Annotated in this window: 11 protein-coding genes; 1 reads left to right on the top strand and 10 read right to left on the bottom strand. The window is 43.4% G+C overall.

Annotated features, from left to right (window positions below; all coding sequences use genetic code 11):
• Window positions 1-1,036: 1,036 nt before the first annotated feature.
• From yghU to R7Q48_RS01235, 4 genes are all read right to left on the bottom strand, one after another.
• On the bottom strand, window positions 1,037-1,894 hold the full coding sequence (gene yghU, locus R7Q48_RS01250; protein ID WP_005373705.1) for a glutathione-dependent disulfide-bond oxidoreductase: 858 nt from the start codon (window positions 1,892-1,894) through the stop codon (window positions 1,037-1,039).
• A 437-nt stretch (window positions 1,895-2,331) separates the two neighbouring features.
• A complete protein-coding gene (locus tag R7Q48_RS01245) occupies window positions 2,332-3,786 on the bottom strand; it encodes a sucrose-6-phosphate hydrolase (RefSeq protein ID WP_262628472.1) in 1,455 nt (484 codons plus the stop codon).
• 31 nt (window positions 3,787-3,817) lie between these two features.
• Window positions 3,818-4,741 carry an aminoimidazole riboside kinase gene (locus tag R7Q48_RS01240; RefSeq protein WP_256902787.1) on the bottom strand — a complete coding sequence of 308 codons (924 nt, stop codon included), beginning with the start codon at window positions 4,739-4,741 and terminating at the stop codon, window positions 3,818-3,820.
• Between the two features lie 165 nt (window positions 4,742-4,906).
• Window positions 4,907-6,346: a sucrose-specific PTS transporter subunit IIBC gene (locus R7Q48_RS01235; protein ID WP_025767958.1), complete on the bottom strand. Its 1,440-nt coding sequence runs from the start codon at window positions 6,344-6,346 to the stop codon at window positions 4,907-4,909.
• 235 nt (window positions 6,347-6,581) lie between these two features.
• On the opposite strand from R7Q48_RS01235, the gene R7Q48_RS01230 reads away from it, so the two are divergent.
• The gene (locus R7Q48_RS01230; protein WP_005373712.1) at window positions 6,582-7,568 is read left to right on the top strand and encodes a LacI family DNA-binding transcriptional regulator; all 987 of its coding nucleotides are present in this window, start codon (window positions 6,582-6,584) and stop codon (window positions 7,566-7,568) included.
• 63 nt (window positions 7,569-7,631) lie between these two features.
• On the opposite strand, the gene R7Q48_RS01225 is transcribed toward R7Q48_RS01230, so the two are convergent.
• The 6 genes from R7Q48_RS01225 to R7Q48_RS01200 all read right to left on the bottom strand — a co-directional run bounded on the left by R7Q48_RS01225 (window position 7,632) and on the right by R7Q48_RS01200 (window position 14,443).
• Window positions 7,632-9,005, bottom strand: coding sequence for a carbohydrate porin (locus R7Q48_RS01225; RefSeq protein WP_318132164.1), 1,374 nt, complete (start codon window positions 9,003-9,005; stop codon window positions 7,632-7,634).
• Between the two features lie 519 nt (window positions 9,006-9,524).
• Window positions 9,525-10,253, bottom strand: coding sequence for a hypothetical protein (locus tag R7Q48_RS01220; RefSeq protein ID WP_025767960.1), 729 nt, complete (start codon window positions 10,251-10,253; stop codon window positions 9,525-9,527).
• Between the two features lie 313 nt (window positions 10,254-10,566).
• Window positions 10,567-11,286 carry a 3-oxoacyl-ACP reductase FabG gene (fabG, locus tag R7Q48_RS01215; protein ID WP_256902788.1) on the bottom strand — a complete coding sequence of 240 codons (720 nt, stop codon included), beginning with the start codon at window positions 11,284-11,286 and terminating at the stop codon, window positions 10,567-10,569.
• A 300-nt stretch (window positions 11,287-11,586) separates the two neighbouring features.
• On the bottom strand, window positions 11,587-12,381 hold the full coding sequence (locus tag R7Q48_RS01210; protein WP_256902789.1) for a metal ABC transporter permease: 795 nt from the start codon (window positions 12,379-12,381) through the stop codon (window positions 11,587-11,589).
• Window positions 12,382-12,384: 3 nt separating this feature from the next.
• Window positions 12,385-13,311 (bottom strand): metal ABC transporter solute-binding protein, Zn/Mn family, encoded by a 927-nt coding sequence (locus R7Q48_RS01205; RefSeq protein ID WP_256902790.1) that lies wholly within the window; start codon window positions 13,309-13,311, stop codon window positions 12,385-12,387.
• Window positions 13,301-14,443, bottom strand: coding sequence for a hypothetical protein (locus R7Q48_RS01200; protein ID WP_239938767.1), 1,143 nt, complete (start codon window positions 14,441-14,443; stop codon window positions 13,301-13,303). The genes R7Q48_RS01205 and R7Q48_RS01200 overlap by 11 nt, the downstream gene beginning before the upstream one ends.
• Between the last annotated feature and the right edge of the window lie 146 nt (window positions 14,444-14,589).

Genomic DNA, 14,589 nt, shown 5'->3' with positions numbered 1-14,589 from the left:
TTTGTCGAAAATAATGAGAGGTAGGTAGAGCTTTCGTCTTGAAGAATGAAACAGGAGCGAAAATAATTCCGTAACGCTATGTTTTTTGAGAGGGGAGAAAAAGCGCGCAAGTCAATTCAGGGAGTAAGTTGGTATAGGAAAAGTAGTTGAGCTTTTATCCATATCTAAATAGGAAACAACAAAAACAATCAACAATAAGCCCAGCTAATTATTTACCAAGAAAACATATTGAAAACGCATCATAAAATCGTAATTAATTATCGATAAATTTAAAAACCTAATATTATAATTTATGTAAATTTCATTTATTATTAAACTGGAGAAAAATACAGCTTTCCTTTTTTAAAACTAAGAGACGATTTTTTCGATGTTTTTAGGTTTATCTCATCAGAGAACTTGGTATAACAGTGAGGGATAAGGCATCCGGACTTAGCGCGAAAGGATAACCCACTGTTATTTAAGTTCACACGCTGCTTTTTAATGACTAGAGACTTTAAACTGCGGTTACCTTCGGTTTGTACGGCTATTCTTTGACGTATCCCAACCCAGTACGACTCAAACGACGACATCATACATATCCTCTTTCATGATATAAGCATTAATAATTAAACATCGCTAAAAGCTAAGCTTGTCTTAAATAAAAGTACTAGAAATTAATTTTATTTCTTTAAAACAAATCAACCCGCACATTCCACATAAATTTAGTGGTTATGTCAAATATTAATTATCATTAATTTTATTTATAATGGATATAAAATCAGTTTATAATTTTTAAATAATTTAATTATTAGAAAGCAGTATGACCAGTCCATATTTAACATGGAAATATGAGCTTTGTTTTGCATCATAATATATAAATACATTAAAGATTCATCTACGAACTAAATGATCTTCAAGAGGTGATATAAATTAGCATTTCGAGACTAAATGAGAATAAAAATAGCGCACCGTATATGGTGCGCTATAGATTTGATTAAGGTCACTGTATAAGCATATATAAAACTAAACTCATTTGACGTAGCTAGGCCAAGATTGCTTATGGTTTAAGTTTCAATACTTTATCAATATCTTCTGCGCTGTGGCGCTCAGGTAACTGCTCCCATTCTTCACCCCATGAACGGTTCACAATTCGACCACGTTTTACCGCTTCACGCTCATCAATTACTTTTGCCCAACGCACAACGTTTTTGTAGCTTTCTACGTCTAAGAATTCAGCCGCATCGTAAGCACGACCCAACACAAGGTTGCCGTACCATGGCCATGTTGCGATATCAGCGATGCTGTACTCATCGCCACCTAGGAATTCATTGTTCGCAAGACGCTTGTCTAATACATCTAACTGACGTTTTGCTTCCATTGTAAAGCGGTTGATTGGGTACTCGAACTTCTCTGGTGCGTACGCGTAGAAGTGACCAAAACCACCGCCTAGATATGGCGCAGAACCTTGCAGCCAGAATAACCAGTTCATTACCTCAGCACGCTTAGCGCCTTCTTTTGGTAAGAAATGATCAAACTTCTCTGCTAGATAAAACAAGATGTTGCCAGATTCAAACACGTTCACTGGCTCAGAACCCGAACGGTCAACCAATGCCGGAATTTTAGAGTTTGGGTTAACAGCCACAAAGCCAGAGCCAAACTGGTCGCCATCGCCAATCTTAATCAGGTATGCATCGTATTCTGCTGCCGTTACGCCAGCCGCCAAAAGCTCTTCAAACATGATCGTCACTTTCTGACCATTTGGGGTACCCATTGAGTAAAGTTGGAATGGGTGCTCACCAACTGGAAGCTCTTGCTCATGACGTGCGCCAGAATCCGGACGGTTGATGCTCGCCCACTGACCGCCGTTTTCATTATCGTTTGTCCAAACTTTTGGTGGAATGTATTCGTTAGCCATTGTTTTCCCTTATTGTGTTTGAATGCATCTTCAAACTGACGGGTCTTACGCGCCAGCAAGCATTATTAACATCACCTCTTCGCCAACTGCGATTAGGCATACTCAAGATATTAGGTCGAATTCGCTAAATAAAAGTCCTGCAATCTCTTTTAGTTAGAACCTTTGGTTATGGGATTTTCTTTCACGCTATAAGTAAAAACGTCACGGTAATGTGAACTAGGTTCGAGATGCCAACGATGAGTAAGCTACACTCGGCTGCGCTCCTCTGTTTGGTGATTTAGGACCGCTGCTAAACTATACAGTGACCAAGAGTGAAGTTGTTTTGGATACCTTAGTTCAAACAACTTACGTGCGTGATAGGCAGTTAAGTTAGATAGTTAGAAAGAAAACGCCCTTCACTAAATCAATGAAGGGCGTTTTTAATGTATTCGAAACCGTTACTTAGCTGATTCAAACAAACCAGAAATACCTTTCAAAGGGAAAAGCCTTGCTTGTTCCAACCCTATCAACGTTACTTTACTAAGGTCATCAATAAAGAAACGACTGGTCATCGTGTGTTTGCCACCATTAATGAAAACCTCGATGACAGAATTGTCGATATATATATCAATCGTCTGCTTAGCGTCCAATCTTGGTGCTTTTCGAATGCTACCAAATTCTTCTGCATACAAATGAGACATGTGACGACGGTCCAGCATAAACTCGTGCTCTGTCGCACTAAAGACGATGTTGTCACCTTTGAGGTTACTCAGCTCGAGTTCAAAGCCATCGCCCTCAAGGTCTAATTGGATCAAACAACTTGTGCTTTCCAGTGTATGGGATTGTGCAAAGACCACCTCTTCTTTTCTTAAACTCTCCAATTCAGGGAGTGGAGTTTGAACAAGAAAACCATCTTTCAACGTTAGTTCTCTAGGAAGAGACAACATTCCTGCCCACTGGTGTGTGACTGATGGTGTGTCGATTTCTGGCAACCCTATCCATGCAATAAGAATGCGACGCCCATTCTCATCTAAATAGGTTTGTGGGGCGTAGAAATCAAACCCATAATCTGGCTGCAAAATATCTTGGTGGTTTTCTAAAATCATCGACTCTAGGTTCAACTGATCACCCACGATATATGCGACAGAATAGATGTTTTTGAAATCATAAGGATTACTACTGCTCACGCCCTGTGGAGAAAACAGCATCACCGATTGACCATTAATCTCAAAGAAATCAGGACACTCCCACATGTACCCAAGGTCAGAAAACTTGGTCTTGATAGGACCTTTATGCTGCCACGTTTTCAAATCTTTGCTTTGATAGAGCGCCATTGAACCATGCTCGGTTTTGGTTTGAGCTCCCACCACCATCAAATAGTCGTCGCCTTTCTTCCAAACTTTTGGATCACGAAAGTGCTCCGTGTAATGTTCGTTCTCAATGACCACACCATGCTTTTCAATATTGCCGTCTGAATCCATGGTGGCAAAGCACTGTGTTGGAATTCGATTCCAGTTTTGGTCACGCTTATTACCAGTAAAAAACAGCAAAGCCTTGTTGTTTTCCACCAAAGCACCGCCCGAATAGACACCATGTGAATCGTAGTCTTGGTCGGGATGAAGACCCACACCATGATCAGTAAAATGGATGAAGTCTTTAGTAGAAAGGTGGTACCAATACTTCATTCCATGGATTGGTCCCACAGGCGTCCACTGGTAAAAGATGTGGTGCTCACCATTGAAATAGCACAACCCATTTGGGTCATTTAACAGCCCAAATCTAGGGGCGATATGAAAACTAGGAAAGCCTTTATCTTGCTGACGTGAAAGTGTCATTTCTTCGATATCACACTGAGGGATTTGCTCAAGTCGGCGATATCTTTGCTCTACAGTCCAACGGTTGTTTAAGCTCATAATTTTTCTCAACTGAAATTGGATCTGAAGATCATTGCCCAATAAATTGCAGCAACTCTGTCTGGGTCGGAAGCGCGGTCATTGCGCCTTTTTGCGTCGTCGCTAATGCACCACAGCCATTTGCCCATTGAATCGCAGAGCTAACAACAGGATGATTTTTCCAATCGTCATGCCGAGACAGGCATGCCAGTAGCCCTCCGACAAAAGCATCACCCGCACCTGTGGTATCAATCGGACTAACGACTTGACCTGTGATCAGTTCACTCTGACTTTCAAAGATGCGCCAAACACCTTTCGCACCTTGTGTCACCAAGACCAAAGCAATATTCAAAGAGGCTATTTGTTGTAAACCTTGCGCCATCGACGTTGAGTCAGTTAAGAACAAAAGCTCTTCTTCAGAGAACTTAACCACATCGGCCATCGCTACAGCCTTCATCACGACAGCTTGGATTTCTGATTGATCTTGCCACACTTCATCACGCAAGTTAGGGTCAAAGCTAATGAAACCACCAGCGGCTTTTGCTCTTTTGATCGCCTCAAATGTGCTGCTTCGACTTGGCTCATTTGCCAGTGAAATCGAGCAGACATGCAGCCAATCACCTTGCTTAAAGTTAGGGATGTCTTCAACAGACATAAACTGATCAGCGCTCGGTTTTACCATAAACGTAAAGCTGCGCTCACCTTGCTCGTCTAAATCCACCACCACTGTTGATGTTCTTTGCTCAGGATCTTTAACGAGAAACTCCGTGCTCACGCCCTCTTGATCGAGCGTTGATTGCATGAAGCGACCAAATGGGTCATCACCTACACGTCCAAAAAACGCACTCTTACCAGATAGACGAGCAATAGCTACGGCGACATTCGCTGGTGCACCACCGGGACATTTGAGTAAAGAAGTCTCAGATTCCGGTATTAGATCGACAACAGCATCACCAGTTACCCACACTTGATTCATCTTGCTTACCTTGAAATTAAAGCCCTGATAGTCCAACGTGTTGAACACCTTCACTACCAAGTAAAAATTGAAAAAGGCTAGCCAAGCCATTAGTGCTTGGCTAGCACCCCAAACATTTAGGAAAAGAAGTGGATTTTGGGGGACTCCACCCCTAAGGAGTTCAGATTAAGCCGCTGCTTTTCTACCAACTTTAGCGCGGTCACGCATACCAAGAACAATGGTGAGAACAAATGCGGTCAAGAACGCGATCACCATACCCGCGATGTAGTATCCAATCTTCTCTGGCGTAATAGAAATGATGCCTGGAAGACCTGCTGCACCCAATGCCTGAGCTTTCACATTAAACATTGTAATGAACGCGCTCGATAACGCCGCAGCGCAAACTGCCGCAATAAATGGGTAACGTAGTTTTAGATTAACACCAAACATGGCTGGCTCTGTAATACCCAGCAAACCCGTAACACCCGATGGAATCGCAATACCTTTCATCTTCTTATCTTTGCTCATCACGCCCACCGCCAACGCTGCCGCTCCTTGAGAAACGTTAGACATCGCCGCAATAGGAAAGATAAAGGTGCCGCCCGTCGTCGCAATATCCGCAAGAAGTTGAGTTTCAATCGCAATGAAGCTGTGATGCATACCAGTAATAACAAACGGCGCATAAATAAGACCAAATACCGCACCACCAACAAAGCCAGCTGTGTTGTATAGCCAGTTCAGACCATCACCTAATAGGAAACCGATATCACGCGTGAACGGACCGACGACAGTAAACGTTAGCAAACCCGCTATGAAAATCGCCAGTAATGGCGTTAAAAGGTTGTCTAAAACAGAAGGTATGACTTTACGTAAGCCTAGCTCAACCTTCGCAAGAATGAATGCCGATACCAAAACCGGTAACACCGAACCTTGGTAACCCACTTTTTGGATTTCAAAGCCAAGAATATTCCAAACCGGAATGTTGCCAGACACAGATGCGCCGCCGAATCCCCAACCATTCAGCAAGTCAGGGTGAACCATCAACATACCTAGCGCCGCCCCTAAATATGGGTTACCGCCAAACTTCTTACTGGCTGAAAATGCCAGCAGAATAGGCAGGTAAACAAACGGCGCGTTCGCAAACGTGTTGATCATGTTCGCCAAGTCTGTCAGTCCTGGGTTGGCATCAATCAAAGATTTGCCATCAATGAACAAGCCTTGAGCAGTCAATAGGTTATAGATACCCATCAACAAACCACCAGCGACGATTGCGGGAATGATTGGGACGAAAATATCAGACAGCCCTTTCACCGCGCGCTGAACGATGTTTTGTTTCTCTGCGCCGGCAGACGCAACGTCGTTGGTGGACATTTCACTCATCCCCGTCAACTTCGCCATTTCTGCATAAACTTGGTTTACGATGCCTGATCCAAAAATGATTTGGTACTGACCCGCAACTTTGAACTGCCCTTTTACTCCTTCAAGGCTATCAATCGCTTGTTCATCTATTTTTTGCTCATCTGCAACGGCAAGGCGTAAACGTGTCGCACAATGCGCAAGTGCGGTGATGTTGCTTTTACCACCTAATAGAGTTAACAACTCTTTTGCTACTGCCGGATAATTCATTTCATACCCCATTGGATTATTATCTGAGCTTGCGAAATTTTCGGGAACGTTTGCAAAACAGATTTTTGCTCAATAAAACCAAATGATCAAAGATAAAGCAGAGAGAATGTGAGAATGATCGTCAAATTCTCTCCCTAAGAGCAGTATAGGAGGTTAGAATCGCTACTTATCAAAGAGCTTTTCATCTTCTCTTTGCAAACAATCCCAAAAACGAAAAACAGAATGGATAGGAACAATGGCGAGTCTGCATGATGTCGCCCGTCTGGCTGGCGTATCAAAATCAACAGTGTCACGGGTTATAAACGATGAATATGGCGTAAAAGAAGCGACAAAACTGAAGGTCCGCCAAGCAGTAGCGGAGTGTGGCTATGTGCCGAACCAAGTCGCTAAAGATCTAAAATCTCAAAAGACCAATCTGGTTGGTGTCATTGTTCCTCGGGTTTCCTCTCATGCCACATCCCAAGGTGTCGATGGATTAACCGATGTCCTTGAAAAAGCCGGGAAACATGTCTTACTTGCTAGCACTCACCAAGCCCACGAAAAAGAACTGGAATACATTCAGATCTTTAACCAAAAACGGGTTGAAGGGATCATTCTTTACGCCACCCACCTCGATTCCAAACTGGTAAAAGCAATTCAAAACTCAGCCGTTCCAGTTGTGCTCGTCGGTCAAGATGGTTCCATGTTTAATATTCCAAGCATCATTCATGATGACGCACGAGTAGGGTTTGAAGCGGGAAATAGACTGGTTGCAAAAGGTTGCCAAACCATGGGTTTTATTGGTGTGCAAGGTGACGATATCGCGGTAGATAAGCAACGCTCTGAAGGATTTGTTCAAGCGCTACAGCATCATGGTTTTGAGATCGCCTTCCATGCTCGTGGTGACTTTACCATCGATTCTGGCTATTCATTGGCAAAACAACACTTAACAAAGAACCCTAAGCTAGATGGCTTGTTCTGTGCGACAGACCGTATTGCTATCGGTGCGATGAGAGCGATTCAAGAGCTCGGGTTAACACCGGGTAAAGACGTTTTAGTGCTAGGAGTTGGTGATGATGAGCTCGCATCAGTGTGCACCCCAACCTTATCAACATTTAACTATGCATTTGATAAAGCGGGTGAAAATGGTGCGAAACTGCTACTAGATAGAATTGCCAACAGAAGTTTTGAAATGAGTAAGATGGTACTAACCTTCAAAACAATTGAGCGTCAGTCCTGTTAATGAAAAAGCGCCAACTGAAATCAGTTGGCGCTTTTCTTATTACTCTTTGTCGGTTAGATCCCTTTAGAACCAAGTTTCCATTTGCAGTGCAAACAGAACTTCACCACCATCACCCATCGTTGCAGCACCCGCATCCTGGCTAATCGAGTAGCCATTCAAGTCTTCGCTCCAATCAACGTAGCTAACTGCAAAACGTAGCTCCGGACGGTCAAAGAAACCTGCAGCGGTAGACATCTTAAGCGTTGGTGCAATTGTCGCTTTGTAAAAACTGCCACTTGCTTTATCAATCGCATTGTCTAGGTCCATGTATTGGTATGAGCCTTCATAAACCATCTCAAAGTTCTGCGTAAACTCTTGCGCTAAGCGGATGTTGAACGATGCCCACGTAAATTCATCATTTTTAGCAAAGCGATCTTGGCTGTGTTCTGCTAGCAACGCAGGTGCTACACGCCAGTTGTCGCCGATGCGTGTTACACCATAGCTGAACAAGCGTACGGCTTTTGCGTCTTCTAACAAATCTCCGTTTGAACCGATGCCTTTAAGTTCCGCACCCAGTCCATCACCCATCAAAATACCGGTTTTAGAGAAGCCTTCACTCATGCCAAAGAAGTTATCGCCATGGTAAGCAAACATCGCATGTAAACCTTTGTCCGCTGAGCCTTCTACGCGATCATTGTTATCAGCAGACGCCATGCCGCTCAGCATCAATTGCCAACTACCGAAGCGGTTGTTCATTGTCGCGATATAGTTTTCAACATCCGTTGACGAGCTATCAATCTCACCAAAATCACGACCATAGATCGAGAAGTTTGCTTTCCACGAATCGCTCATTTGGACGTCATACACGCCAGCACCAGTGCCAGATAAGAAAACGATATCCGAGTCAAAGAAGTGAATGTCAAAGTTATCACGGTCAAATCGTTTACCAGCCCAAAACGTCGCGTCAGCAAAAGCTCTTGATTCAGAGAACATACTCAACTTGTTTAGCTCAGCATATACCTGACGAACGTTTAATTGACTCTCGCTCGCCGTCCATTCGTTATTGGTTTCCGTACTATCTGCCAACATGATTCGGAACAATGCGCTGGAACCATCATCTGCAAAACGTTTGTGAATAAGGTTTGCTTCCACATAATGATCATCCTCTACCCCTAATCGCCCAACTGGAGCGCCAATAGCACCAGCTGCCGTCATGTAAGGACCAGTACCCACTGCACCATTCAGATCGTCATTAATCAGTAGCCCGGAACGAGCGTAGCCATGAAACTCAAAGCTTGAGGCTTTCTCATTTGCTTCTGTGGATGCTTTTTCTGTCTGCTCAAGTCTCTGTTCTAATTCATTAATTCGCTTTTCAAGAGCGTCAACATCTGTTGCTGCGAATGCAGGTGCAGTAACCAGTCCAAGCGCTACTGCCATCGTCAAAGTGTGTAGTTTCATTTCCATAGTCTCACGTAAATTTATACTTAGGCATATTGCAAACGTTCCCAAGAAAAATCGCAAACTTATGGTGACTTTAAATGTCCATCTAAAGCCTGAATTTCAGAGCGCTCAGACTCAGAGCGTCTCTACTACTTGTATCAATGAGGGCGATAATATATAAACTTTTCGGGAACGTTACCGTTAAGAGGCCATTTTGTTACTTCTATCACGTTCAATTGTGTTACTTACAGAAAAATCATTAACCAGCGCACATTTGAATAGCAATGAGAAAGAGGCATTGAAAGCCTTATTAACAGGTGGCATTGTGGCAAAGACGTTGGCTCAACGTCTTTTATAGATTGTCTTGTGGTTAGAGCGCACAAAAACTTCATAGAATCAGTGAGAGAATTTGGCTCCATGCATTTTAATATCTACAAAACTCATTTTTTGAACATAAATGAGTTTTGTAAAATCTAATAATCTTGCTCATGGTCACTTCGGCTTCGAAAAGCCACTCATTACCAAAAAGTAATCAAGCTAATGCATCTCAACGTTATTCTCTTCGACTAGTAAGTATTTAATTTGATGTTGAAAATCTGCCTCAATTATATCTTCTCGACCTTTGGACATAACGGTGTCGTAAACCATGTTTACATATTCATACGACAGATATTTATCAAAAACATGAACTATATCGTCGTTAATTAAAATTTCACCGTAACAAGCTAAGTCTTCATCAAACGTATTTTGGTAACAAGATATTTTAGAACTATCCCATCCAGAGTAAAATTCGACACTCTTGACATCGTCATACATCGCAATTACTAACTTTTCGATTCCAAGCTGTCCTTCAGCCTCAAACCTCGACTCAAAGTTAACATAACCGATAGCAATACCTTCATTAGAAGCTGAGTAATCTTTATTAACTCCGTAGTGGACTTGATTTTCTCTAAGTTTAGCATTGCCAATAGCTTTCCAAGTTAGGCGGTTCCCGTCAATATTTTCACCAAATGTAAGCTCTTCTTTGACCTCAATAATTTGGTTCGCTAGTTGGTAAGTTAAAGGCAGGTCAAGATCCGGAACGTTAGTGGCAAGACTTAGACCTTTCCTGCTATGTTTTTCGTAAATTACCTGATGCTTTCTTGGCTCGGAGTGAGAGCTTACAACTATCCATCCGCTTTCTTCAGTAGATGGGTTAGTTGATTCGGAGTTACAACCCAAAATAAGAAGAGTTGACGCGCTAAACAGTACAGTTTTTAAGTACATAGTGAGTATTCAAAGTTAATTATTTCTTGGCATTATCATTTAAATTAATACCATGGGCAACAAAATCATACTTTAATACCTCAACAGCTATTCTATTTCGAAGTTAATATTTTTGATTAGCTACATATCTAGGTTAATAACAGAGAACGATGTAAAAGTGAATTATGTGTACTCACTCTATACTTAATCATACAAGTCCGGCAGTGCGAAACGAATAAAGTGAAAGTGTCAAAAGCCCGAATAACATTCCTCAAACAAAAACGCCCTTCATATAAGTAAAGGGCGTTTGGTATTTGACGTTTTGATTAGCGAGCTATAATACCAACCCACCGTCAATCTTGAGCACTTGTCCTGTGATGTAGGCGCTCTTGTCTGAGGTTAGGAAAGAGACGCCACTGGCAATATCTTGAACTGAGCCCATGCGCCCTAATGGGGTTTTGCCTTCCATCATTTGAATGACTTTCTCTGGCAGGTTCTTGGTCATATCGGTGGCGATAAAGCCTGGCGCGACACAGTTGACGCGTATCTGTGCACCCTTTCTTGACAGCTCTTTCGCCCAGCCTTTGCTCATTGAGATGACGCCGCCTTTACTTGCGCCATAGTTGCTCTGGCCGATGTTACCATCCGTTCCCACTATAGAAGAAATGCTGACAATACTACCTGCACCCTGCTCTAGCATGACAGGAGCAACACGTTGGGTGAGTAAGAACACCGCTTTTAGGTTCACGTCGATCACGCTGTCCCAGTCTTGCTCTAACATGTCTGGCAACAATGCATCTCGAGTGATGCCCGCGTTGTTAACCAGAGCATCGATTCTTCCGTGCTGCTCTACAACACTTTCTACTACTTCACTGACGGCTTCGGCATCACACAAGTTGACTTGATAACTGCTTAGCTGCGCCGACTGACTCCATTCCACGGGCGCTATATCTAGCCCGACAACATGGAATCCATCCTCCAGTAATTGTTCACAAATCGCTTGGCCAATACCACGAGCCGCACCAGTGACTACTGCTACTTTTTCCGGTTTCATCTTGGTCTTCCTTAATTGTTGAGATTACAAATTCGCTTGTATCCCTAGCGTTTTTTGTTTTTATGCCTAGTCGCGTTACAACTGCGCTTCTCATACGCAGGGTCTTTTATATCTTATAAAAACTATAGAAACAGTCTGGGAGTCGGATGTGAACTAATCAAGGCAACTTGATGACTATGGCAAGATCAACGTAAGAAAGTGTGTTGGAAGGCGCAAAGTTACACGATTGGAGGACTTGGATAGAAAAGTATTGGTCTGATTAATCAAATACTACTTCATCAGACCAATATTACTTGTCTTTTAATCTCTTACAAAAGCTGGTTTTGTTATTTTCACCAGAAAAGGCTGAAGCAAGAGATTAAACAACATGCCAGTAATAAACAGGGTGATCACAATACTCGCACCACTCGGTAAGTCATAGCGAGCCGATGCGGCAATACCCGATAAGATCCCAACAATACCAATGCTGATACTGGCGACAAAGAATCGAGTTCCCTTCAATGCTGCCGCACATAACGCTGGAATCACCAACAAAGCAAATTCTAAATAAATACCGGTTAACTTGACCGTAATGGGCATCAGAATAGCAAAGATCAGATAAAAACCACTACCGCGCATAAACGCAGGTTTTAACCAAACCAATAGCAACATCGCAGCGGTAATAAGTGCCAAAGGCCAAACGTCTGCCCAAGTCGCCCATAACAGTTGCCCATTAAGAATGCCCTGAATAAAGTCTCCGCCATGTGGGTCTTTGCTCACCAGCAGGATCGCCAGCGATGCAGACACGACAAACAAGCTGCCAATCATGGGCTCTAAATGCTGTTGGTAGCGCTTTTCCATTAGGGCGATCAGACCGCAAAGCAGTAACGACATCACCCAAGGGCCAACCATCTCACCAAAGAAAGAACCGTAAAAGAGATCGTATTGGTTCAACCAATAGTGACTCAGCGCTGCCCCCAAGGCCGCAACTTGTGCCACCGCCAAATCAATAAAGATAATTTGGCGCTTTAACACTTGTTGTCCGAGCACCACATTACCAACCAGAGCAATCAAGCCACACAGCACCGCTGGTAATAGCCATGCATAATCTGCCATGGCTTAGATCTTCACCGGAACAGGTTGCACGAGCACGTCCAACAAATCATCGATAACCTGATCGTACATTTCATCCAAGCTTTCGCCATCAGAAACCGTTAAAGGCAGCTGAATCAGCGGCTTATTGATTTGTTTTTGTAACCAGTTTGCTGGACGCTGGTCTTGATGCGACGAGTAGACAATCGCTTCAAAAGAATCTGAGTCCAACTTAGTTAAAGATTGAAGGTGCGAAGTGGTAGGAGAAATGCCTGGTTTCGGTTCTAGGTCAGCAATTTGCTCCATGCCAAGCCAATCGTATAGATAACGGTAGGTTTCGTGATAGCCCACCACTTGTTTGCCCTTTAATGGCGCGGCTTTCTCATTCCACTCATTGAGCTTTTTACGCCAGTGAGCACGAAACTTCATACCATTCACTTGATAGCTTTGCGCGTTTTCAGGGTCGATGCTCTTCAAACGTTCCGTCACAGCACGAGAAATCGCAACCATGTCATTCGCCGCAAACTGCACATGTGGGTTTCCGTGCGCATGAATGTCCCCCATGCTGCGGTCGACATGATCATGAGTGTCTAACATGCGCACGAAATCGGTCGCGTAGATCATGCTTTGTGAACCGTTTTGTACCGCACCATTACTACTGCGAACTTGCAACATAGGCAACCACCCTACTTCTAACTCCGCGCCAGAACACATAGCCATGTCGGCTTGGCGCATCTTTGCAATCAAAGAAGGGCGAGCTTGTACGTAATGAGGATCTTGCTTGGCGGTGGTCGCGGAATAGATGGTCGCGTCTGGGGCGTGACTTTCGAGAAGGGCTTTCCATTCTGGCTCACAAACAAAGATGTTAAGAGCCAAAGCAGGTGAAGAGATGATGGCAGTCCCCGCCGCCATCATCGCTAAACTGCATTTATTTAATGTCAGCTTAGAACGCATGTGCACCGTGCGCTCCAAATGTCATAACGTATTGCAGAGTGAATACGTTGTCTGTCTCGCTGTCTTGGTTATCAATGCGAGTGTATTGCGCACGGATAGTACCGAAATGAGAAGAATCCCATGCGATCATCGCATCCATTTCTTTATCATTCAGCTCAGTAAAATGCATGTGGTCGCCGTGTGCATGACCATCGTAGCTTTCTGCTTCGCCGTAACGTAGACCAGCTGACCAGCTTGGGTTGAAGCGATAAACACCCGAAACATAGTAAGCGCTTAAGTTGTCTGGTGACTCTGCATCGTTTTTATATTTGCTGTCTACCACACCGTCTAACAGCATGTATTCAGCCGATAGCGTGAAGTTGCTGTATTTGTAATTACCGTCTGGTGCCCATTTCCAAACAAAATCAGCACTGTAAAGGTTCGCACCTGTCACTGCTGCGCCATGATGGTGATCGTGATCATGCTCTTCTTCATGACCGTGGTCGTGATCTTCGAATTCTTTAACCTTGCCGTTTTCGTTGCGCAGGTAACTTAAACCAAACTGCCAACTTGAAGATTCGGAGAAGTCATTCCCAAGCTTCAGCGTCGTGGTGTACACGCCAACTTCAGAACCATCTTCGACAGAAGACATTTTGCTACCACTGAGCGCTTCTACACCAAGTTTTACATAAAGGTCGGTTGGCAACACGATGTTTGCACGTACACCATCATCGTAGTAGTGCGAGCCAAGGAAAGTACGATAAGCAATTGGACGCTCAACAAAGCTATCGGTGTGCATGTGTTGGTTATTCAGATAACCAAAGTCAGATAGAAATCGGCCGGCGCGCACATTTACACCATATGGCAATGCCAAAGTTTCGATGAATGCCTCTTCAAGCTCTAATTCTGTCTCATCACCATGACTTTCAAGAACCGCGGTCAATGCGCCGTAAAACTTGTCGTCGATATTTGATGAGAAGTTTAATTCCGTATGGCCTAGACCAAAGCCTTCTTCGCGCTCAGAATTATGACGTTGGCCATCTTGGTAGTAGCCATCAACAACAACACCAATCTGTGGGTTCGATAGTGTGTCGGCAAAAACAGGGGATGCAAAAATGCTACCGATCACGAGAGACACCAATTTCTTATTCACTACTTTTTCCTTTTGTTATGTTATAACATTTAATTTTGCGATGTTATAATATAACAATTCTCATTACACAAGCAGAAATTTAAATTAGGCTCCGATTTCATGTTCGTACTCAATCCATGAATTAGGCTATCAACAAATGAATCAAT

It is taken from the genome of Vibrio sp. 378 (genome assembly GCF_033339435.1).
Note: the sequence above shows the minus strand (reverse complement) of the source record. Positions and strands in the feature narration are given on the sequence as shown.

Coding starts and splice junctions, on each gene's coding strand:
- yghU (WP_005373705.1), bottom strand. CDS start 1,894: ATGGCTAACGAATACATTCCACCAAAAGTTTGGACAAACGATAATGAA.
- R7Q48_RS01245 (WP_262628472.1), bottom strand. CDS start 3,786: ATGAGCTTAAACAACCGTTGGACTGTAGAGCAAAGATATCGCCGACTT.
- R7Q48_RS01240 (WP_256902787.1), bottom strand. CDS start 4,741: ATGAATCAAGTGTGGGTAACTGGTGATGCTGTTGTCGATCTAATACCG.
- R7Q48_RS01235 (WP_025767958.1), bottom strand. CDS start 6,346: ATGAATTATCCGGCAGTAGCAAAAGAGTTGTTAACTCTATTAGGTGGT.
- R7Q48_RS01230 (WP_005373712.1), top strand. CDS start 6,582: ATGGCGAGTCTGCATGATGTCGCCCGTCTGGCTGGCGTATCAAAATCA.
- R7Q48_RS01225 (WP_318132164.1), bottom strand. CDS start 9,005: ATGAAACTACACACTTTGACGATGGCAGTAGCGCTTGGACTGGTTACT.
- R7Q48_RS01220 (WP_025767960.1), bottom strand. CDS start 10,253: ATGTACTTAAAAACTGTACTGTTTAGCGCGTCAACTCTTCTTATTTTG.
- fabG (WP_256902788.1), bottom strand. CDS start 11,286: ATGAAACCGGAAAAAGTAGCAGTAGTCACTGGTGCGGCTCGTGGTATT.
- R7Q48_RS01210 (WP_256902789.1), bottom strand. CDS start 12,381: ATGGCAGATTATGCATGGCTATTACCAGCGGTGCTGTGTGGCTTGATT.
- R7Q48_RS01205 (WP_256902790.1), bottom strand. CDS start 13,311: ATGCGTTCTAAGCTGACATTAAATAAATGCAGTTTAGCGATGATGGCG.